General features: G+C 41.4%; 29 protein-coding genes. All 29 read right to left on the bottom strand.

The window, feature by feature from the left end; genetic code table 11:
• Positions 1–16 precede the first annotated feature (16 nt).
• The gene (locus tag CJD30_RS04615; RefSeq protein ID WP_294916778.1) at positions 17–709 is read right to left on the bottom strand and encodes a 5'-methylthioadenosine/adenosylhomocysteine nucleosidase; all 693 of its coding nucleotides are present in this window, start codon (positions 707–709) and stop codon (positions 17–19) included.
• An 8-nt stretch (positions 710–717) separates the two neighbouring features.
• Positions 718–1476: a nitrilase-related carbon-nitrogen hydrolase gene (locus CJD30_RS04610; protein WP_294916775.1), complete on the bottom strand. Its 759-nt coding sequence runs from the start codon at positions 1474–1476 to the stop codon at positions 718–720.
• Positions 1476–2408, bottom strand: coding sequence for an ACP S-malonyltransferase (gene fabD / locus CJD30_RS04605; protein WP_294916772.1), 933 nt, complete (start codon positions 2406–2408; stop codon positions 1476–1478). Before fabD ends, CJD30_RS04610 begins: the two co-directional genes overlap by 1 nt.
• A gap of 2 nt (positions 2409–2410) precedes the next feature.
• Positions 2411–3202: a helix-turn-helix domain-containing protein gene (locus CJD30_RS04600; RefSeq protein ID WP_294916770.1), complete on the bottom strand. Its 792-nt coding sequence runs from the start codon at positions 3200–3202 to the stop codon at positions 2411–2413.
• Positions 3165–3686 carry a peptidylprolyl isomerase gene (locus tag CJD30_RS04595; protein ID WP_294916767.1) on the bottom strand — a complete coding sequence of 174 codons (522 nt, stop codon included), beginning with the start codon at positions 3684–3686 and terminating at the stop codon, positions 3165–3167. The genes CJD30_RS04600 and CJD30_RS04595 overlap by 38 nt, the downstream gene beginning before the upstream one ends.
• An 84-nt stretch (positions 3687–3770) precedes the next feature.
• On the bottom strand, positions 3771–4643 hold the full coding sequence (locus tag CJD30_RS04590; RefSeq protein WP_294916766.1) for a tetratricopeptide repeat protein: 873 nt from the start codon (positions 4641–4643) through the stop codon (positions 3771–3773).
• Positions 4644–5183 carry an OmpA family protein gene (locus tag CJD30_RS04585; RefSeq protein ID WP_366722933.1) on the bottom strand — a complete coding sequence of 180 codons (540 nt, stop codon included), beginning with the start codon at positions 5181–5183 and terminating at the stop codon, positions 4644–4646.
• Between the two features lie 56 nt (positions 5184–5239).
• Positions 5240–6487: a Tol-Pal system protein TolB gene (tolB, locus tag CJD30_RS04580; RefSeq protein ID WP_294916762.1), complete on the bottom strand. Its 1248-nt coding sequence runs from the start codon at positions 6485–6487 to the stop codon at positions 5240–5242.
• 4 nt (positions 6488–6491) lie between these two features.
• Positions 6492–7244, bottom strand: a complete 753-nt coding sequence (locus tag CJD30_RS04575) for a TonB C-terminal domain-containing protein (RefSeq protein WP_294916760.1) — start codon at positions 7242–7244, stop codon at positions 6492–6494.
• 39 nt (positions 7245–7283) lie between these two features.
• Positions 7284–7673, bottom strand: coding sequence for a biopolymer transporter ExbD (locus CJD30_RS04570; RefSeq protein ID WP_294916757.1), 390 nt, complete (start codon positions 7671–7673; stop codon positions 7284–7286).
• 3 nt (positions 7674–7676) lie between these two features.
• Positions 7677–8243, bottom strand: a complete 567-nt coding sequence (locus CJD30_RS04565) for a MotA/TolQ/ExbB proton channel family protein (protein ID WP_294916755.1) — start codon at positions 8241–8243, stop codon at positions 7677–7679.
• A gap of 10 nt (positions 8244–8253) precedes the next feature.
• On the bottom strand, positions 8254–8640 hold the full coding sequence (atpC, locus tag CJD30_RS04560; RefSeq protein ID WP_294916752.1) for an ATP synthase F1 subunit epsilon: 387 nt from the start codon (positions 8638–8640) through the stop codon (positions 8254–8256).
• Positions 8641–8666: 26 nt separating this feature from the next.
• On the bottom strand, positions 8667–10067 hold the full coding sequence (gene atpD, locus CJD30_RS04555) for a F0F1 ATP synthase subunit beta (protein WP_294916748.1): 1401 nt from the start codon (positions 10065–10067) through the stop codon (positions 8667–8669).
• A gap of 14 nt (positions 10068–10081) precedes the next feature.
• Positions 10082–10969, bottom strand: a complete 888-nt coding sequence (gene atpG, locus CJD30_RS04550) for an ATP synthase F1 subunit gamma (protein ID WP_294916745.1) — start codon at positions 10967–10969, stop codon at positions 10082–10084.
• 8 nt (positions 10970–10977) lie between these two features.
• On the bottom strand, positions 10978–12495 hold the full coding sequence (gene atpA, locus CJD30_RS04545) for a F0F1 ATP synthase subunit alpha (protein ID WP_294916742.1): 1518 nt from the start codon (positions 12493–12495) through the stop codon (positions 10978–10980).
• 20 nt (positions 12496–12515) lie between these two features.
• Complete coding sequence (locus CJD30_RS04540) at positions 12516–13052, bottom strand: F0F1 ATP synthase subunit delta (protein ID WP_294916740.1); 537 nt, start codon at positions 13050–13052, stop codon at positions 12516–12518.
• The gene (locus tag CJD30_RS04535; RefSeq protein WP_294916738.1) at positions 13053–13568 is read right to left on the bottom strand and encodes a F0F1 ATP synthase subunit B; all 516 of its coding nucleotides are present in this window, start codon (positions 13566–13568) and stop codon (positions 13053–13055) included.
• Positions 13569–13577: 9 nt separating this feature from the next.
• Complete coding sequence (locus tag CJD30_RS04530) at positions 13578–14000, bottom strand: F0F1 ATP synthase subunit B' (protein WP_294916736.1); 423 nt, start codon at positions 13998–14000, stop codon at positions 13578–13580.
• Positions 14001–14068: 68 nt separating this feature from the next.
• A complete protein-coding gene (locus CJD30_RS04525; RefSeq protein ID WP_294916734.1) occupies positions 14069–14911 on the bottom strand; it encodes a ParB/RepB/Spo0J family partition protein in 843 nt (280 codons plus the stop codon).
• 9 nt (positions 14912–14920) lie between these two features.
• On the bottom strand, positions 14921–15709 hold the full coding sequence (locus tag CJD30_RS04520) for an AAA family ATPase (protein ID WP_294916732.1): 789 nt from the start codon (positions 15707–15709) through the stop codon (positions 14921–14923).
• On the bottom strand, positions 15706–16341 hold the full coding sequence (locus CJD30_RS04515) for a biotin--[acetyl-CoA-carboxylase] ligase (protein WP_294916730.1): 636 nt from the start codon (positions 16339–16341) through the stop codon (positions 15706–15708). The genes CJD30_RS04520 and CJD30_RS04515 overlap by 4 nt, the downstream gene beginning before the upstream one ends.
• Positions 16322–17233, bottom strand: coding sequence for a methionyl-tRNA formyltransferase (fmt, locus tag CJD30_RS04510; protein WP_294916728.1), 912 nt, complete (start codon positions 17231–17233; stop codon positions 16322–16324). Before fmt ends, CJD30_RS04515 begins: the two co-directional genes overlap by 20 nt.
• A 1-nt stretch (position 17234) precedes the next feature.
• The gene (gene proB / locus CJD30_RS04505; RefSeq protein WP_294916726.1) at positions 17235–18005 is read right to left on the bottom strand and encodes a glutamate 5-kinase; all 771 of its coding nucleotides are present in this window, start codon (positions 18003–18005) and stop codon (positions 17235–17237) included.
• Positions 18002–19099 (bottom strand): GTPase ObgE, encoded by a 1098-nt coding sequence (obgE, locus tag CJD30_RS04500; RefSeq protein WP_294916724.1) that lies wholly within the window; start codon positions 19097–19099, stop codon positions 18002–18004. Before obgE ends, proB begins: the two co-directional genes overlap by 4 nt.
• A gap of 156 nt (positions 19100–19255) precedes the next feature.
• Positions 19256–19513: a 50S ribosomal protein L27 gene (gene rpmA, locus CJD30_RS04495; RefSeq protein WP_294916722.1), complete on the bottom strand. Its 258-nt coding sequence runs from the start codon at positions 19511–19513 to the stop codon at positions 19256–19258.
• A gap of 23 nt (positions 19514–19536) precedes the next feature.
• Positions 19537–19845 carry a 50S ribosomal protein L21 gene (rplU, locus tag CJD30_RS04490; protein ID WP_294916720.1) on the bottom strand — a complete coding sequence of 103 codons (309 nt, stop codon included), beginning with the start codon at positions 19843–19845 and terminating at the stop codon, positions 19537–19539.
• 61 nt (positions 19846–19906) lie between these two features.
• Positions 19907–20278: a RidA family protein gene (locus CJD30_RS04485; protein ID WP_294916840.1), complete on the bottom strand. Its 372-nt coding sequence runs from the start codon at positions 20276–20278 to the stop codon at positions 19907–19909.
• A 14-nt stretch (positions 20279–20292) separates the two neighbouring features.
• Positions 20293–20688 (bottom strand): DUF255 domain-containing protein, encoded by a 396-nt coding sequence (locus tag CJD30_RS04480; protein ID WP_294916718.1) that lies wholly within the window; start codon positions 20686–20688, stop codon positions 20293–20295.
• A gap of 29 nt (positions 20689–20717) precedes the next feature.
• Entirely contained in the window at positions 20718–21815 is a 1098-nt protein-coding gene (gene dapE, locus CJD30_RS04475; protein ID WP_294916715.1) for a succinyl-diaminopimelate desuccinylase, read from the bottom strand.
• Between the last annotated feature and the right edge of the window lies 1 nt (position 21816).

The raw sequence follows: 21816 nt of genomic DNA, 5'->3' as shown, positions 1-21816 counted from the left end.
AATTTTTTTACTGAGTTTAATCGCCAATTCGTTTTACCATCTCTAAAATAAATTTCGCACTCACTTGTGCTGAACTTTGTAAGAATGCGTCAAAATCCATATCAGCTGAACCATCCGCGCTGTCACTAATAGCACGAAGGACAAAGAACGGAACACCGAAGTTATGACATACACAAGCAACGCTTGCCCCTTCCATCTCCAATGCATCCGCATTAAACGTTTTTTCAATCCACCCTTTACGCTCACTGCTTGCAACGAACTGATCTCCCGTTGCAATAATCCCCTCATACAGCTCAACGCCCATATCGATAGCGATTTCTGAAGCAAGAGAGCGAAGATCATTATCGGTTTCAATCATCACTGAACTTTCCGGAATAAATCCATCCGGATGACCGAATGCGGTGATATCGACATCATGCTGACATAATGCGCTTGCCATAATCAAATCACCGATGTGCAGATCTTTGCTGATCCCTCCGGCAACACCGCTAAATAAAAGTGCTTTTGCCCCATACCGTTCCAACATTACCGATGCGGTAATCGCAGAAAATACTTTTCCGATTTTTGAATAGGCTATAACCAGTTCATGTCCCGCATATTCCGCTCGATAAAAAACATTACCGGCATACTCTTCGCTCGTATATTCTCCAAGCGTGTTTAAAATCGGTTCAATCTCTTCGCGCATTGCGCCCATTATGGCAATTTTCATTTTTTCCCTTATTGATGTTTGACTAAATATCGACCAAGTTTTTTTAAACGCTGATCGAGTGAATAAACTTTTGATTCAGATTCAAAAAGAGAGAAGCACGATTCTCTTTTCCCCATTGGAGTAATAATACGACTTCCACCCCAAAAACCTAAGCCGTCCTCGAATCCTACACGATTCACAAAAACAACATAATTATGCGACAGAAGAGCCGTCGATTTTAACAGAGAATCCCATTGTGATTCGATGTCAATCCCCTCTTCCCCAAAATCACGAGCAGGAGAAGCTGCCAATACATAAACGATTTCAGCATCCGAAGCAGCAATCGCGGCAATCGTCTCTGCACGCCACAGGTCTTCGCAAACAACCATAAGAGCGTTTCCATGAGGTGTTTCAAATGAGGTTGTCTGACTTCCTGCACAAAAATAGCGACCCTCTTCGAACATTCCGTACGTCGGAAGATAGTTTTTATGGTGTATATGTAAAAGAACCCCTTTGGAAAAGTATAGTGCACTGTTATATACATTTCCTCGATCCCACAATGCAGCGCCTATGACGATGTCACATTGTTGGCTAGCTTCAGCTAACGCATGCAATTCATCAGTTTTCCATGCATCTTCATAAAGCTTATCCTGAAGCATGTAACCGTTCAACGCAAGTTCTGGGAAAACAATTACATCAGCATCAGAATTTGCTTCAATCCGTTCCAATACATCCTTCAAATTTGAACGGTTTAATTTCGGAGCGAATTGTATGAGTGCGACTTTCATTACAGTGCTTCACAAACCTTTGCAAGCGATTCCATGTCATTGATCCCTACAGTTTCTACGTCTGGCGCGTTTCGTTTGTTGAGACCTTTAAGGACCGCACCGTTACCGAATTCGATCATCATGTCGATCTGACCTGCAATCGCTTGAATCGATTGTTTGTATTTCACCGGTTGAATCAATTGAACTTTGAGTCGTTCGATCGCTTCATCTTTAGTAGAGTAACCGTTTGTGGTCGCATTTGAGATAATTGGTGCGCTAAAGTTGTCGTTGAGCATCGATGCCATCGCTTCGGCCAACGGTTCCATCGCCGGTTCAAGAAGAGGACAATGGCTCGCAATCGACATATTGAGCAATAATGCCCGCTTCGCACCTGCTTCTTTGAATACACTCTCCATCGCTTGAAGATCTTCTTTGATACCGGCTACAACCAGCTGCCCTACTTGATTATAGTTTGCCGGCCACACTTTTTTTCCTTCAGCGTTCGCTTTTGCACAGAGTTCTTCAACAACATTGTCATCTAAGCCTAAAATCGCCATCATCCCCGCATTGATGCTTTCGCACGCTTGAGTCATCAATTTTCCGCGTTTATGGACTAATTCTACAGCATCCACATAGTCGATCGCACCGCTGGCGCACAGTGCACTAAACTCGCCCAATGAGTGCCCTAAAAACACCACGGCATCACTCGGTTTTGCCTCTTGAAAAAGTTTATATGCAATGATTGAAACCAATAAAATGGCCGGCTGTGTATATTCCGTTTGATCGAGTTGCGTATTCTCTTCAAACAAAAGTTTGCTGAAATCAACACCGATACGTTCACCCGCTTTTTCAAACATTTCGCGAGCAAGGGGAGAATTTTCATAAAATGATTTCCCCATCCCGATACTTTGAGATCCCTGACCCGGGAAAATCATTGCAATTTTTTTAGACATTATTATTCCTTGGTTTCTAATTTATACTCGGAGTGATCCGCAATTTTTTTCCGTAATGTATTACGGTTTAGCCCTAAACGTTCTGCCAGCTGTAATTGTGACTTAAAACGCTTAATCCCAGCTCTGATTAACGGCACTTCATATAAATGTAAAAATGCCCGGTAATCGTTGTTACTGCCGAGTTTTTCTTCCAAATAGTGTTCCATTATCCCCATCAAATCGTTTTCATTGATACTGTCAAACAGATAATGCAAATAAACCTGTCGACGTAATGAAATAGCGTTTTCACTTAAGTCGGGGAGGAACCCTGCCAAATCAAATGATTCAGATTTCCCTAATGTCTCTCTTGCCTCTTTGATAAATGCATCGACTAATATTTTCACATCTTCTTGTCGTTCAGATAAGGGGGGAAGAGCCAGACGAATTGTAAAAATCTCATCCAACTGATCTTGAGAATAGCGTCCTCCGCCTGTAGCAATGACACGTGTTCGGTGTTTTTGTATCGTTTCAATAAGACGCTTCAAATTGGCAACGTTATCGAGCTTGTGGATAATCACATCATTATTGGACTCAATCGCGTCCAAAAGTTCATCAAAATGACTGGCATCGATGATAGGTGCATGAGGGAGGATATAACGGGCGAGGGTAAGTTTACCCGTACCCCGTTCTCCTAGGATGATAGCATTTACCCCTAAACCTTTGAGTAAATTTGCCGTTTTAAACGCTTCTACCGATGAGGGAGATGCGGTTAGGAAATTAGTGACATCCACAGCCGTGATTACCGCCACTTCCACAACATCCGCCTTCTTCAACGCGGTTTTCAGCCGGAACACCAGTCATAGCCTCTTCAGCAGATGCATCACGAACATTACTGATTGTAACGGTAAACATCAAATCTTTTCCTGCAAGCGGGTGATTGAAATCGATGATAACAACATCATCTTTGATCTCTTTTACGATAACTTGAACGGTTCCGCCATCTTCACCTTGACCGTAAAGTGTCATGCCGACATTCAAATCGATTCCTGCGAATTGTTCGCGTGGAAGTTCTTGTTGAGCTTCTTCATTGTAATCACCGTATGCATCGGCAGCTTTTACAAGGATATCCCCTTTTTCACCGATACTCATATGTGCGATACCGTTTTCAAGACCAGGGATAATTTGCCCTTTCCCAAACATAAATGTCAGCGGATGTCCGCCAACGTTGCTATCTACGACATTTCCGCCATCACGTACTTCGTACTCAATCGATACGATTTGATTGTTTTCAATTGCCATTTTTAATGCCTTAATTTTAGTTTGTGCGATTTTAGCACATTTACCTCTAATGATGCTGAAAGGCATAATTTAGAGAAGGGAGGGTTATTTTAACTTAGATAACCGTTCCTGTGCCTCTTTTGCTGCACCGGTTCCTGAATATTTTGAGACGGTAGCCTGATAAAAAGCTTTCGCCGTTGCGCTGTCTCCGGTTTTTTCCATTGACATTCCCGCATGCAATAAAAGGGTCGGCATATAGAGTGCTTTTTCATTGCGAGCAGCAGATTCTTTATAATTAGCTACCGCTTCTTTATAATTTTTTCGCTCAAAGTAGGTCTCACCAATCATAAACAATGCTTCGGATACCTTATGCTTTTTTTGAACCATCTGTTCAAAATATTTTTGAGCATCACTGTACTGTTTTTGTCCAAAAAGTCGATTTGCTTCTTTTTCCAAAGCACTGTTTGACATGGTTGCCGGAGATGCAGAAGATTCCGGCGGAGTCACTTTGAGCTGTTTAATCAATGCTGAAAACTGCTCTTTTGTAACGTAATTTCCATTGATATCATCTACTACACGTGAAAGTTCTTCGAGTAAAACTTTGAACTGCGCGATGTTTTCAGTGTTTGCAGAAAGCTGTTTTTGAAGGTCTCCACTATTGGAAGTGTTATTCTCCGAATCCATCTTTTCTTGCAATTTTTGCAGTGTTAAAGCCTGCTCGTTTGCACGTTGCCCTAAACCTTCAATAATCCCCTGCATTCCGTCTAAACGTTCAGAAACAGTCTCTACTTTGGCATTTTGTACACTATTTTTTTGAATGACAGTTTGAATCTCTTTTTTATTTTCGAGAATCAATTTCTCTTCGTGGGTAAGGCCATAAGGGTTAGGGTTATTGAGGTCTCCCGCTCCGAACACGGAAGGTTCAGAAGCGGTGAGTGCAGTACTAAGAAGGAAAGAGATCAGTACTAGCGAACGCATTTACGGAAGTTTGAAATCTACGCGACGATTTTTAGCCCAGCACTCTTGTGTTTTTTCCAAACAAACAGGATTGCTTTCGCCAAGGCTTGTCATAGAAATAGCATCAGCACTTACACCACCGTTGATCAAAGCTGCTTTTACAGCGTTTGCACGTTTAAGACCAAGTGCATAGTTGTACTCATCGCTTCCGAATTCGTCACAGTTACCTTCAAGCTTGATTGTTTTGCCTTTTAGTAGCATAGTGTTTTTAGTCATTGCTTCTTGCATGTCAGCACGGATATCGAATTTATCGTAATCAAACAAAATGCTCACTAATTTGCCATCTGAACCAGTTGCATTAGCACCGTTTGCAGCCGCATTTGCGTCAGTTGGGTTTGCGTTTGTAATTGGTGAAATTACAGAACCATTTGCACCAGCCGCATTTACGTTTGTTCCAGCAGATGCACCGTTTGCAGTTGCATCGATCGCAGGCTCTTTTGAACTACATCCGCTCAAAACCAACATTGCTACAGTTGCGCTTAGAAAAGCAACTTTTTTCATCATGATATCTCCTCAGGATAATAAATATATGGAATAATATCCAAAAATCATTAATTCTACCAATCGATTGATTGAATTCGTCCGATTTTCAGTGGAAATATAAAACTTTTGTTCAATCCGAAACGGATTACACCCACCGAACTGCGGGCTCCTTCTTGTTTTATGTACAAAATCGCTTCACCGTCCAGAGAAAATTTTGGAAAATCATTCTCTCCGCTTGCAGTAAGCCGTTTTACATTGCCCGAATTGATTGAAAGCAAATGAAGATTGAAAGCATTCCCTTCATACGTAGCACTGTTTTCTCTCGCTTTATATACAAGCAAATTTTTATATGAGCTCAAAGAGGAATTATTTTTCCCTTGATAAACCAGCTGCGATACGGCATTACTTCCCGGACGTATTGAAAATATATTCGGATATCCTAATCGATTCGAAACAAACGCAATTGAACCGTCTCCCATAAATTGTCCATTTACATCAATTCCCGAGTAATTAGTAATTTGTGTTTTACTGCCGGAATGAATATCGTATAAAAAAATATCAGGTTGACCGTTAGGTGCCAAAGTCAGCAAAAGACGGTTACCATCTTCACTCACATCCGAACATACTGCCATACCATCTGAACTGATTACTTTTTCTTTTTTACCGCTGTACAAATTCATTTTATAAATTGTCGGCTTGAAATCTGCCAATGACGTATAATACAGATCACTTTGCTCTTTATTTGCCCATTTTGCAAATCCGTACATCCCCCCGGTCACAATCACTTTTTGATACGACAACGTATAATCAGCCGCTACAATTTCTGAATGTTTCGGGCTCGTTAAACGGATAAGCAGAACTTTGCGTTTAATCCAATCAATCGGAGCGCCACCAAGTTTATTATTAATGTCATAAGCAATTGTATGAGCAAGAAAAACCGCCATGTCGCTTTGTTTTAATATATAATTTTTAAAGAAGATCTCTCTGCCGTTTTGAAGCAGTTTTATATCTGCTTTAACTCCTCCCATACCATCATCAGCAAGTCGATATCGCAGAAGATATTGCGCATCTTGATGGATAGCAGACGGAGACAGTGAATCAAAAGAACCTGTAGAATATGACTCGTTTACGGTGAACATAGAAATAACATTCATATCCGCAGCTAACATCTTCATAAATTTTCGAGATGACTCATTCGGCTGATAAGAGCCATCCTCAATGGCCAAAGGGACTAACCCCTCGACCCCTTTTACCACTTCCAATGTTGCATCTGCACTCCATGATAGTTGGAAAAACATCATAATAGAGAGAAAAAATTTCAAAAAACTACTCCTTTGCCGTTAAAATAAAATCCAACACAGCCTCTTTGCCATCTGGATGTTCCGGGAACCGTATAGAACTCAATCGATCTTTTAACCAATCCACTTCTGCGTTAAAAGTTCCACTTTTAGAGTAACTCAATACGCGATAAGAGACCAATTTTCCAGAGGCATTAAAACTCATACGTACTTTCGCGATCTCTCCTGCCGTTCCTGCAGGTGGGTGAAAATTCGAGTGAACCATCGCTTGAATCGTAGCATAATATTTATCAACCTGAGGTCCGGTGGATCCTCCTTGCGGAACCATCTTGACCGATGATTTTGCCAAATCGACTTTATTCACTTTATCAGAAATTCGGGGAGTATCTTTGCGATTTGAAAGCTCTTTTTCTAACGCATTAAGCTGCTCGAGACGCTTTGGGTCTTCCCGTTCTTTTTTTTGAGCTTTATCCGGTTTTACCTGTGCAAACAAATCCGATATTTCTGGAACCGGCTCAGGTTCCTGCTTTGAAGGTGATTCTGTCTCGTCACTCTTTTGAGATTGTGTTTGTACTTCCGGCTCGCTTGGAGTGCTCTGCTCAACAGCCGGAACCTCAGAAAGGGCCAATGAGACATTGATGACATCACTTTGTATCATAGCAAATTGTTCCGTTTTGGGAGCAAGAACGAGGCTAAAGCCGGCTACAAAAAGGATACCGACAAAAAATGAGAGAGAGATAAGTCCGCTTAAAAAAAAATTCCGCTCTTGATTAAAATTCATCTGCAAAGCCCTTGAACAAAAACTTTAAAGATAAATCCACTATTGCGCTGTAACAAGTGAGACATTTTGAAAGCCGGCTTTTTTAACAACCGCTAAAACCGACATCACATCGCTATAGTTTAATCGTCCATCAGCACTAATTTGGACGGTAGAATCTGCCGGATACGTTGAAGCAGATTGAATAAAATTATCTGCAAATGTTTCATACGCAAAAAGGTTATTGCCAACCTTGATCTTTTTCTCATTTGAAATCGTAATTTGAATCTGCTCTTTTTTTGTGAGCTCTTTCTGCGCTGAGCCTTTTGGCAAACGGATCAATTCTTCATATACGATGTTTGGTGATATCACCATTAAAATCGCTAATAACACGAGCATTACATCCACAAGGGGTGTAATGTTTAGTTCTGGTTTTTCATCCCAATCGAACATGAGTTATAGATCTTTCGACAACAAAGCATCACCTTGCATACGGATCAAACCTGTCAATTCAAATGCTTTTCGCTTTAATATTTGATGATACGTATATGCAAAAATGGCAACAAAAATACCCGATGCTGTAGCAACGAGAGCATCGGATACTCCTGATGCAATCACATTCATCGTTCCGCTCGCTTGTCCAATATGATCAAATGTACTCAAAATAGAGACAACCGTACCAAAAAGACCGATAAATGGAGTTGTAGATGCGATAACAGACAAGATCACCAACCCTTTTGTTGCCTCTTTCGTTGCCGAATATGTGGCCATATCAAAAAGTGAAGTAGAAAGTTTTGGCGACGATTTTGTGAAATGACTTAAATACGCAAAATCAGGAATTTTATATGCCCCGAGCAATACAGATTCTAAGGATTGATTTTCAGCAGCAATCCATTGATTCAGAGAAAACAAGCGGTAGAAAAAAACCCAGTTAACGGCTAAAAAATAGAGAGAGAGAACCAGTAACACAAAAAGTGTCACTGGATGGCTTTTGTCATAAAACTCGGCAAATGTGTGAAACATCGGCTATGACTTAATGGTGTGCCATAGTTTCGATACGTGCAGAAACGGATGCGATCATAGCGTTAGAATCACCGACACTGTTAATCAAAGCTTTCGCTTCGTCAAGTGCTTTGGCAATATCTCCTTCGCTTGCACCGCGAATTGCAACTGCTCCGTCAACTAAAACAACAACTTTGTTTCGTGCGATTTGAACGACTCCCCAGTTTACAACGATCGACTCGGTTTTGCCGTCCTCTTTATGCACATCAACAACTCCAGCTTGGAGCAATGTTGTCAAAGAGACGTGCTGAGGAAGAACTCCGAATTCTCCCTCTTCACCCGGAAGGGTGACACTTTTAGCAGGCCCGTTATAAATCGGACCGCTCGGCGTTAGCACTTCTAATTGGAGTGTTTCCATAGTGTTTCCTTTAAGGCGAGAAGCAATTACTTGCTTTTCATTTTTTCAGCTTTCTCAATCGCCTCGTTCATATCACCGACCATATAGAATGCACCTTCTGGCATATGGTCGAACTCACCTTCAAGAATTCCTTTGAACCCTTTGATAGTGTCTTCAAGTTTAACGTATTTACCTGGAGCACCAGTGAATACTTCTGCAACGTGGAACGGTTGAGAAAGGAATTTCTCGATTTTACGTGCACGTTCAACAGTAGATTTATCGTCTTCTGAAAGCTCATCCATACCAAGAATCGCAATGATGTCTTGCAAGTCTTTGTATTTTTGAAGTGTTTTTTGAACACCACGAGCAACATTGTAATGCTCTTCACCGATAACTTGTGGGTCAAGAAGACGTGAAGTCGAATCGAGTGGATCAACCGCAGGATAAATACCTTTTTCCGCAATTTTACGGTTAAGAACGGTAGTAGCATCCAAGTGAGCAAAAACTGACGCAGGAGCCGGGTCAGTCAAGTCATCCGCAGGTACATAAACCGCTTGAACTGAGGTAATTGAACCTTTTTTAGTTGATGTAATACGGTCTTGAAGCGCACCCATCTCACGAGCCAATGTCGGTTGATAACCAACAGCTGAAGGGATACGGCCAAGAAGTGCTGACATCTCTGAACCAGATTGTGCGAAACGGAAGATGTTATCGATGAACATCAATACATCAAGCCCTTTTTCATCACGGAAATACTCTGCCATTGTAAGACCAGTAAGAGCGATACGGTTACGTGCTCCCGGTGGTTCTGACATTTGACCGTAGCACAGAGCAACTTTGTCAAGAACGTTAGATTCTTTCATCTCATGGTAAAGGTCGTTACCTTCACGAGTACGTTCACCGACTCCCGCGAAAACAGAAAGACCGCTATGTCCTTGAGCAACGTTGTTGATCAATTCCATAATGATAACGGTTTTACCAACACCGGCACCACCGAATAGACCGACTTTACCGCCTTTTCCGTATGGTGCAAGAAGGTCAACAACTTTGATACCCGTTTCGAACATTTCAGTTTTTGTGCTTTGATCAACAAGTGCCGGAGGATCACGGTGAATAGACCATGTTTCAGAATCCGTAACTTGATCTCCACCATCGATTGTTTCACCGATTACGTTAAAGATACGACCAAGAACTTTTTCTCCAACCGGAACTTTAATCGGAGCGCCAGAAGCTTTTGCTTCCATACCGCGGACAAGCCCTTCAGACATATCCATAGCGATCGTACGAACACGACCGTTTCCAAGGTGAGATGCTACTTCAAGAACAAGACGAGTCGTATTCCCTTCTACACTTACGTTTACTTCGATCGCTTCGTTGATCGTAGGTAAGTACCCTTCAAAATCAACGTCAACAACCGGACCAATTACTTGTGCAATTTTACCAATCATTCTTTCCTCCATAATTATTTCATCGACTCTACGCCGCTGATAATCTCGATAAGCTCAGTGGTGATCGCTTCTTGTCGCGCTTTGTTAAACTTGACTTTAAGCGAGTTAACCATCTCTTTTGCATTGTTCGTCGCCGCATCCATCGCTTGCATACGTGCACTATGCTCTGCTGCAACTGAATCGATCAACGCATAGTACATATTGTATTCAGCGTATTTTGTTACCAATGAATCAAGCATTTTTTCTTCATCTTGAGCTTCAAGTTCAAGAGTAGAATTTTTTACCTCTTCACAATCGTAACCCTCTACATTTACAGGCAATACGCGTGTAACATGCAATTCTTGAGTAATAACGTTTTTATAACCGTTGTAAACGATATAAACCGCATCAACAATACCTTCTTTGAAATCGTTGATCGAACGTGTCATAAACTCACTTGAACGCTGCATATCAGGTGCTGAACTCAAATTTTTCACTTCATCAATCATTTCGACTTGATTATAGTTGAAAAATTCAATCCCTTTTTTCCCGATACCGCGAAGGCGAATTTTGACGTTTTTATTTTCATAATCTTTGATCAAACGACGAACCGCTTTGATGGTTTGCATATTGAAACCACCGCATAGCCCTTTGTCTGCAGTTACAAAAATAATATCAACCACTTGAGGCGCACTGTTTTCAAGAAAGCAGCGATTATCAATACCGCCAACTTTATTGCATTGGATACGTCCTGCGATTTCAGCTATCACTTGATTCGTTTTTTGTGCGAACAGACGTGAACGTTTCGCAAGCTCTTCCGCACGGCGAAGTTTCGCCGTTGAAACAAGCTTCATAGCACGCGTAGTTTTCTGCGTGTTCGAAACACTCTTAATCTGTCTTTGAATCTCTTTCAAGTTAGCCATAAAGATCCTTATTCAGCAACGAAAGTAGATTTAAACTCTTCGAGTGCTTTTTTCATCATTCCCTTAGTCTCATCATTGATTTGGGAAGTGCTTCTGATATTCTCAAGAATTTGCGGATATGACGCTTCAATAAACGGATAAAGATCTGCTTCAAATTTAACAACTGAATTTGCAGAAATATCGTCAAGATACCCTTCGTTACCAGCAAAAATTACCAATGCTTGTTTATCAGCACCGAGTGGAGAGAATGGAGGCTGTTTCAATACTTCAACCATACGTTGTCCACGCTCAAGTTGTTTACGGCTTACTTCGTCCAAATCAGAAGCAAACTGAGCAAACGCTTGAAGTTCACGGTATTGTGCCAAGTCAAGACGCAATGTTCCAGCAACTTGTTTAGTAGCTTTGATTTGCGCAGCACCACCAACACGTGATACAGAAAGACCTACATTGATCGCAGGACGGATACCTGAGTTGAACAAGTCAGTTTCCAAGAAAATTTGACCGTCAGTGATCGAAATAACGTTTGTCGGAATATATGCCGCAACGTCACCCGCTTGAGTTTCGATGATTGGAAGAGCAGTCAATGAACCTGCACCCATTTCATCGTTCAATTTCGCTGCACGCTCTAACAAACGAGAGTGTAGATAGAAAACGTCCCCTGGATACGCTTCACGACCTGGAGGGCGGCGAAGAATCAATGACATTTCACGGTAAGCTACTGCATGCTTAGAAAGATCATCATAAATAATCAAACCATGACGTGCATTGTCACGGAAATATTCACCCATCGTTACACCAGTATATGGAGCAAGGAATTGAAGAGCTGCCGCTTCAGAAGCTGTTGCAGAAACGATGATTGTGTATTCTAATGCACCGTGTTCTTCAAGACGGCGGATTACTTGTGCAACCGTTGATTCTTTTTGACCAACAGCAACATAAATACAAACTACACCGTTACCTTTTTGGTTGATAATAGTGTCAAGAGCAACGGTAGTTTTACCAGTTTGACGGTCACCGATGATAAGCTCACGTTGACCACGTCCGATCGGAACAAGAGCATCAATCGCTTTAATACCGGTTGCCATTGGTTCATGTACCGATTTACGAGCCATAATACCAGGTGCTTTTTCTTCAACGAAACGAACTTCATTTGTTTCGATTGGCCCTTTTCCGTCGATTGGCTCACCAAGAGCATTTACAACACGACCAAGAAGTGCATCACCCACAGGAACACGTAGAAGACGCCCAAGACGTTTTACGCTCATTCCCTCACGAAGTTCTTTACCTTTACCAAGTACAACAACCCCAACACTACTTTCTTCAAGGTTCATTGTAAGACCGCGAGTACCGTCTTCAAATTCAACCATCTCACCGGCCATTACGTTGTTCAAGCCATAAACTTGAGCGATTCCGTCTCCGTATGAGACAATTTTTCCGGTTTCATTAATATCTACATTAAGTTCGAAATTTTCAATTCGCTCTTTAATGATTGAACTGATTTCGTCTGCTTGTACTTTTGCTACCACTATTTCTCCTTTCCCGAGGGTTAAATTGCTTTTAAAATATGCTCAACGAGTTGAGCGTTTAGGCGGCTTTTTGAAAAGTTAATCTCAACATTCAAATCATCTACTTCAACACGGATACCGTCAAAATCCGAAGCAACATAACTCAATGAAATAGTTGCTCCCATTTTTGTCCCCAAATCGCGTGCAATAGTATCAACCGAAGCTTGATCAACTGTGTTGTTACTATATATACGACCTGTGAACGTACGTTTCGCACGGCCGATTTCACGATTTAATTGTTCTGACATTGCAGGAATCAATGAAAGACGTCCGTTTTCAGCCAATAGTTTGATTAGATTATTAACAACGGTGCTGTTTGCAGAAGCAACCATATCCAAGATTAATTGGCATTTTGCACTGCTGCTAACATCATTTGAATTCATAATAAGATTGAATTTTTCATTCTCATATGCTTTTGCTACCGCACTAAAAAGTGTGGAAAGATTTTCCAATGATGCTTGATCACAGCTTTCCATTAAAGGTTTGATGTAACGCTTTGCAATAAGTTCGTTTCGCATTTATGCCACCTTCTTTTTCAAGATTTCGGTCATAGCTTCTTTACCTAAAGCATTGTCACTACTGTTCATCACATCGTTCATTACTTCAGATACAACTTCACGAACCATTTTTCGTTTTTCAAGCTCCATCAAAGCATTGTTTTGTTTTCCAATAACTTCAAGTTCTTGCTCGCATTGAGCCAAAATTTTGTCTGACAAAATCTTGTTCTCTTTTTTGCTTGACTCAGCAAGTTCAGCTGCAAAACGCTCAGCATCTTCCACTTTTTGTTCAGCTGCTTCTTTGAGACGTTTTGACTCACGAAGACGCTCTTGAACTTTTTCAAGCTCATTAGCAATCCCAGCACTGCGCCCACCGAAATAATTTTTCAAAGGCTCAGCTAAGATGTAAAACAAAATCCCGGCAAAAATCAGGAAGTTAACCGTTCGTTGAATAATATCCGTCGAACCCTCTGCATGTGCATCTGAACCAAACAGATATGCGCTGAGCAGTAATACTGTAACAATAATTTTACCCATTGCGGCTCCTCATATCTTACTTAGTTTTGCTGATACAGCAGTTTGGAAAGCAGGAACTTCATTGTGAAGTGCTGCAATCAGACGTGTTCTCTCTTGCGATAATTCGCTTTCGAACGTTGCATACTCTTGTGCTAGTTCAGCACGTTTTGTCTCTATTTTGCTATTTGCCAGCGCTTTGGCCTCAGCAATAACTTTTTCTCTTAATGCAGCTGCTTCGAGTTTAGCATCACTCATAATCTTATCAGCTTTGGCTTGAAATGCAGCGATTTCAGAATCGTTGTTACCAACATGTTCCAAATCTTTTTTAATATCTGCATCCCGCTTTTCCATATAACTGAAAAGAGGTTTGTAAAGTAAACTGTTTAGCAAGGCAATAAGGACAAGGAAGACAATCAGTGTGCTGCCAAGCAGCATCGGACTTATATCTAACATACCACCTCCTAAAAGTTGCGTGATTATACAACTTATAAATTGAAGGGACAGTTAAACGTGGGGATATATTAAGAAAGTAGGTCTAAAAATGATTCAATTTGAGCATTATCTTCAAATTCAATGGTCAATTTGTAACCTTTTGTGCCACATTTATAACCAAATGTATTCAACCGCTTTTTAAGCGTATCAAAATTGAGGCCTTCGTCTTCAACAGCTGAAGTAAGCGATGTTGAAGGGAGCTTGATTTTTTTTACCATGCTTTCAACGTCACGGACACTTAACTTTTGACCGATTACCGAATCGATCATCATAGATTGCTCTTTAGGATCAAGACCCAAGATAACTTTAGCGTGACCGGCACTGATTTTTCCATCAATAAGTGCTTTACGCCCTTTTTCACTCAATTGTAGAAGGCGAAGCGTGTTGGTAATCTGTGCACGACTTTTATGTACCGTTTGGGAAAGTTGTTCATGCGTCAATTCATGAATATCAATGAGCTCTTGATACGCTTGAGCCAAATCAATCACATTAAGCTCATCGCGTTGAATATTCTCTATCAACGCTTGTTGCCGCATTTGCTCATCGCTCACAGATACAACGATTGCTTTGATTGTTTTATTTTTAGCCAATTTGCTCGCACGCAAACGACGTTCACCGGCAATGAGGATATATCCATCAAGATCTTCTTTAACTACGATGGGTTGAAGCAATCCATGTGTTTTAATCGACTCGGCGAGTTCTGCCAAACTTTCAGCATCAAAATGTTTTCGTGGTTGATATGGATTCGGACGAATTTTAGCTACCGCTATCTCTTCTACTCCACCCTTTTTCGGCAATTCATTATCGTATGCCTCTTCGATTTCACTTAAAAGGGCACCAAGTCCTCTTCCCAATGCGGATGCTTTCGCCATATTGTTCCTTTAGGCGATAATTGCGTGTGCCAAATCTTGGTACGCCATAGAGCCACTCGATTTTACATCATACAAAATAGCCGGTTTTCCGAAACTCGGAGACTCTGCCAGTTTAACGTTACGCGGAATGACGATATAATCATCTTCAGCACTGTGTGATTTAAATAGTTTCCCTTGAAAATGTTGACGCAAGTCGGCAAAAACCTGACGGGAAAGGTTGTTTTGCGCGCTGTACATCGTCGGTAAGAAACCTTTGATCGTTAATTTTGGATTGATCGTTTTACGAACCAATTTAACGGTGTTAAGAAGCTGAGCCAATCCTTCTAGTGCAAAAAACTCACATTGTATTGGGATGATAACAGAATTCGATGCCGAAAGGGCATTAATCGTCATTGGTCCAAGCGCCGGCGGAGAATCAATGATAACATAATCATAATCTTCTTTGACCTGTGCAATCGCCCGCTTCAAAATCAATTCGCGACCGCTTGCATTTTCAGCATCATAATACTCTTTTTCAACACCAACAAGACCGATATTTGAAGGGGCTAAAAAAAGTTTCGGCAATGACGTTTTTAGAATAATCTCTCGTAATTTTTTCGCACCGATCAATACATGATAAATATTGAATTCATAATTGTTGCGGTGATACCCCAATGATGTCGTTGCATTAGCTTGTGGATCTGCGTCGATCAGCAATACTTTCTTCTCGGCAACTGCCAATGAAGCGGCTAAATTGACGGCGGTGGTTGTTTTACCCACTCCACCTTTTTGATTGGCGATAACAATAACTTCACTCATCGTAAACTAAATATCCTTTGGCCGTCGCACTCTAACGATCCGTCTTCAAGTAAAACGGCATTTTTTAATGCAACTTTTTCATTATTGTTGTGGGTAAAAAAATCTCTACTATTTTCAAATTCTATCTTGTATTTACTAAAAATTTGCTTCCACGTCGGTAATTTTTCAAACAGATCTCCATACGCTTTTGTTAATTCGTATGGGGATGCCGCTACATCAATTTTTCCAAAATTATCGGGGGCAGAATTCAAATTGATCCCTATTCCGCAAACCAATATATTACCCGTCAAATTGGTGATTACACCGCCTATCTTTTTTTCTTCCAGATAAAAATCATTGGGCCATTTCAGCCATACCTTGGAGTCTAGCGAAGAGATTAGCTCTTTCATCAAAAAGGCGAAATAAATAGAAGAAGATTCAAGCCTCAAATCTTTTGGAAGCATCGATCGATCGATCGCTACAGAGATAAATAAATTCCCCTTTTCACCGATCCACTGATTGCCGCGGGAACCTCGTCCTTTGGTTTGCATGTCAGTTCCCACACACACAGGCGCGAACAGCGTACCTTCTTTCAATGTATCGAGAAGATACCGCTGTGTCGAATCAAGCGATTCAAACCAGTGGATGTCCACACCCGATCCGTTTTCCGTTGAGATAATCGATTACCGATGTCTCTTGTTTCGAAGGAGCTTGCACTCTAAAAATACGCAATGACCCTAGAGTACATTGAACCACAATGCTCTCTTTATCCATCGCAATAATTTTGCCTGCTTCTGCTGCGCTATTCTCTTCTTCGAGCTTCATCAATTTGATTTTTAATCCCGATTCAAGATAGAGTCCCGGCCATGGTGTATACGCACGATAACGGTTGTAAATTTCGCGTGCGTTTGAAAAATCGATCAAACCATCCGATTTGAGGATTTTTTTGCACTGCGATGCTTCCGAATCGTTTTGTTTTTCAGCACTTACTCGATCCCAATTTCGGATCACATCCAATGTCAGATCAACCGCTGTATGGGTCAATCTTTCATACAGTGATTCTACCATCTCATCATCAGCGATAGCGAGCGACTCTACTTTGATAATCGACCCCGTATCCAATCCTTCATCCATCCACATTGCGGTAACTCCGCTTTGCGTATCATTATTGAGTAAACTTTGCTGGATCGGACTAGCTCCACGATAATGCGGCAAGATTGAAGCATGAAGATTTACGCAGGGGACATACTCCAAAATTGCTTTCGGCAAAATCTGTCCGTATGCCGCAACAATGATCATATCACACGGAGTCGCTAATACTTCAGCTACAATAGCCTCATCTCGAAGCTTGCTAGGTTGGACAACCGGAATATTTGCTTTCTCTGCCACTACTTTTACTATGGGGGGAGTCAAAATAGCTTTTCGCCCTACCGGTTTATCGGGTTGGGTATAAACACTGACGACTTCAATATCATCTGCCACGATCAGCGCTTCTAAAATCGATGCCGCATAATCGGGTGTCCCCATAAAAATAACGCGAGTCATATTACAATTCCTCAGCAGCTTTAAACAAACTGCCTCCACGATGTTCACCGTGTATCAAAAAGCTTTTGATATCGCTCAAATCAAAACCGCTTGCTAAAAACATAGCACCGCCACGCTGAAGAAGGAAATTTGCTGCTTTGAGCTTCGTCACAATTCCCCCCGTTGCAAAATTATGATTCGGAGACACTTGCAAAGATAGCTCTTCAGGGGTAATAGACTCGATTTGTGAGCGAACTTTGGCATCACTGTACGTTCGAGGATCTTTATCGTAATAAGCATCAATATCGGAGAGAATAACCAACAAATCCGCATCAAAATGATATGCCGCATATGCAGAGAGCTGATCATTATCCCCCAAAATCAGCTCTTCCGTTGCCGTTGCGTCATTTTCGTTAATAATCGGAATAACATTATGTTTGAGGAGCGTTTCGATGGTGTCCTTTGCTTTTTGGGACTCTTCATCCGTGTTAAAATTGGCAGCCGTTACCAATACTTGTGAGGGGAGGATATTGTAATGTTCAAACATTTTACGGTATTTGTTCATTAAAATCGGCTGACCGATTGATGCCAGTGCTTGTTTATTAGCAAGAATTTTTTTATCGAGCTTCAACTCGGTATATCCCGCTGCAACGGCACCCGAAGAGACTAAAATGACTTCATACGTTTTTTTAAGTTCCGCAATAAAATCAACCAAATTTTGCATTCGATCTTTTGCAATACGGTTTTGTTCGCTTAATACAGCGCTCCCGACTTTGACAACGATCCGTTTCATGAACGCTCCGTTACGACCATTTGATAAAGTGCATACGTCAGCGGTTTAATGTTCAAATGGATAGCTGAAGAGATAGGTGCAACGAATGCCGGTTTTGAAGCATCATAAAATGCTTTGTCAAAATCTTCTTGCTCATACACCGGATACTCTTCACTAAAAGCAAATCGGCTTTTTGAGACAGGTGAAAGGTTTAGAAGCTTCAAAAACTCGTTAGTTTTCTCAATCGCTTCTTCCGAACTCATTGCATCGGCACGTGTCAAAGCAATCGCAAAATTACGTTCTGCCAAAAGCGGTGAAAATGCTTCTAACTCTTTTTTCAGAGTTTCGTACTGATACTGCATCTCTAGATACGATGCCAAGTCGATCATAAACAAAAGTGTTTTCGTACGTTCAATATGGCGCAAGAACTTCAAACCAAGCCCTTTTCCCTCGGATGCTCCGCCGATAATCCCAGGAATATCTGCCATAATAAAGGAGTCGTAATCACCGATATTGATTTGCCCAAGTTTTGGGGTCAATGTCGTAAACTCATAATTGGCGACTTCAGGACGTGCGTTAGAGACGGTAGAGATCAACGTCGATTTACCCACATTCGGGAATCCAACTAAACCAACATCAGCAATCAGCTTTAGATCAAGACGTACCACTTTTGTAATCCCAGGCTCACCCGGTTGTGCATACATCGGTTTTTGGTTGGTAGAAGATTTAAAATGGACATTCCCAAGTCCACCTTTTCCTCCTTGGAGAAAAAGTACTTCCTTTCCGTCTTCGAGCAAATCAAGTACAACTTCACCCGTCTCCACATCAACAACTTGTGTCCCTGGAGGGACAACAACGACAATATGTTCACCCGATTTTCCGGCCATGTTCGATCCCATACCTTGGCGACCGCTTTGCGCTTTGAGATTTTTATTCCCCTGAAAATGAGCGAGCGTATGAGTATTGTTGTCTACTTTAAAATAGACATTCCCCCCTTTACCGCCGTCACCGCCGTTTGGCCCCCCTTGAAGGACATATTTCTCCCGTCTAAAAGCAACACACCCTGCTCCCCCTTTTCCTGAGGAAACGGTAATCTCTACACTATCATTAAACATGGATGTCCTTCACGCAAATTTAAATCTCTATCTCATCGTGAGACGACTATTATTTACTTAACTCTATACTTTGCTTCTAAAGTACACGATTAAAAAGATAATTTTGGAAATTGTATCAAAAATCGGGCGAAAGCCCGATGAGAGTTTTGGGAAAAATTAAGCGGCAGGAATGATTGAAACTTGTTTGCGAGTTTTGTCTTTACGTTCGAACGCAACGACACCGTCAACCAACGCATACAATGTATGGTCTTTACCCATACCGATATTTTTACCAGGATGAACTTTTGTTCCGCGTTGACGAATAACGATATTACCCGCTCTTACGAATTCACCACCGTATTTTTTGACACCGAGTCTACGTCCCGCTGAGTCGCGGTTATTCTGTGTACTACCCTGACCTTTCTTATGAGCCATGCTGTCCTCCTACTTTAAAATAATTACGCAGCGATCTTAACGATGCGAACGCGTGTGTGATCTCTTCTGAAACCACGTTTCAATTTGCTGTCTTTACGACGACGTTTTTTGTAGATCACGACTTTACGGTCACGACCTTCATTGATAACCTCAGCAGTAACAACAGCACCACTAACAAATGGGGTACCGGTTTTAAGTTCACCGTTATTTACGGCAAGAACTTCTTTGATTTCGACGGTTGATTTAGGCTCAAGACCCATTTTATCGAACAAAAGGATATCACCCTCTTGAACTTTATACTGTTTTCCGCCGTTTTTGATAATTGCGTACATTAGCGTTCCTTACTTACAAGTCTACAAAAAGTGGCGAATTATAGCCAACGTTTATTTAAGCTTAAATTAAAGCGATAGCATCAATCTCAACAAGTGCATTTTTCGGTAACGTTTTCACGGCTACGGTAGAACGTGCAGGTTTGTGATCACCGAATGCTTCGCCATAGATAGCATTAACCGCTGCAAAGTCATCCATATCCGCCAAAAAGATCGTCGTTTTGATCACTTTATCAAATGAACTTCCTGCTGCTTCCAAAACCGCTTTGAGGTTTGAGACAACTTGAACACATTGAGCGCTGACATCGCCATTGATCATTTCACCTGCAGGAGTCAGTGCAATTTGACCTGATGTAAATACCATACCATTGGCAATCATCGCTTGAGAATATGGCCCGATTGCAGCCGGAGCATTTGAAGTTTGTACGTTTTGAATCATCTTTAGTCCTTTTATTTTTTATATTTAACTATTGCATCATCCAGAATCGATTGGTAATCATCCACCGGCCAATATCCCGGCATCGAATAGATCACTTTTCCGTTACCGTCTAAAAAATAACTCATTGGAACCATTTTAGCCGTTAGGTTTTTAGGATAACTGCTTTTATCACGTGTCACATGAACGGTTACAAATTTTGTATTTAATTTCGAAATCACATCATCGTCTTGCAATGTTGTAGCTTCAAGTTTACGGCACCATCGGCACTGTTCAGTTGTGATGAGAACCAATAAAGGCTTAGACTCTTTTTTCGCTTTGGCTTGCGCTTGCTCATACGTATCGGTCCAAGCAATATCGCTCCCCAAAAGATTCACTATCAATAAAGATAATAGTGCTAATTTTTTCATTTTTTTACCTTTTTCCGAAAAATCGAATTTTACCGAAAATTATTGATCAACTTTGTAAAAACTGTATAAAGATTTTTCACCTCTTCTATCGAAGTACGTTCGTTCGGAGCATGAATCGTATCATTGATGACACCAAATTCGATCACATCGATCCCGTATGTTGCAACAAACCGAGCATCGGATGTCCCGCCTGCCGTCGAATTTTTAGGATTGATACCGCACACCTCGACGATGGCATTTTGCAATGCTCGTACAATAGGAGTTGAAGCATCCGTCACAAACGGGTATGCCGATTGATCCAAACTGAGAGTATAGTCCATTCCACAAAGCTGTGAATCGATAAATGCTCTAATTTTTTCTTGATCAGTTCGAGTGGAGTTACGGACATTAAACATCATCTTTAGCTTGCCCGGAGAGACATTCGTCGTCTCGATCCCTGCACGTATATCGGTGATAACGATTTGACTTGGGGCGAAATACTCATCCCCCTCATCCAAAAAAGCACCCGCAATATGAGAAAGGACAGGGGCAATTTGATGTACCGGGTTAATCGCTTTTTCGGGATATGCCGCGTGTCCTTGTTTTCCGATGATTTCGATAACTCCGTTGATCGAACCTCGGCGTCCTACTTTGATCGCATCTCCAAATCGCTCTTCGCAGGTCGGTTCGGCAACCACAACCGCATCGGGAAGCAGATTGTGTTCTTTGAGATATTTCAAAACTTCAAGTGTTCCGAACTTCGCCGGACCTTCCTCATCTGATGTCAGCAAGATTGACAGTGTCCCCTCAAACGTGTTTGCTTCTTTTAGAGCTTGGACAAATGCCGCAACACCACTTTTCATATCCTGCGCCCCTCGCGCATAGATAAATCCTTCTTTTTCGGTTGCTACGAACGGATCACTATTCCATCCATCTCCGATCGGGACAACATCCACATGTCCTGCGAAACAAAGATGTTTTCCCGCTCCGAAATGACGATATGCAAAAAAGTTTTTCACCCCTTCACAATCGATACGGATAATTGTAAATCCTTCCAAATAGGTATCCAAAAAATCAAAAATACCGCCATCCTCCGGAGTGATACTCGGTGATTCCAAAAGTTTTTTAAATAACGCGATAATGTCCAAA

The organism is Sulfuricurvum sp. PD_MW2 (assembly GCF_002633015.1).
Classification (GTDB): Bacteria; Campylobacterota; Campylobacteria; order Campylobacterales; family Sulfurimonadaceae; genus Sulfuricurvum.
The sequence above is the reverse complement of the archived record's forward strand: the minus strand, read 5'-3'. Positions and strand labels throughout refer to the sequence as shown.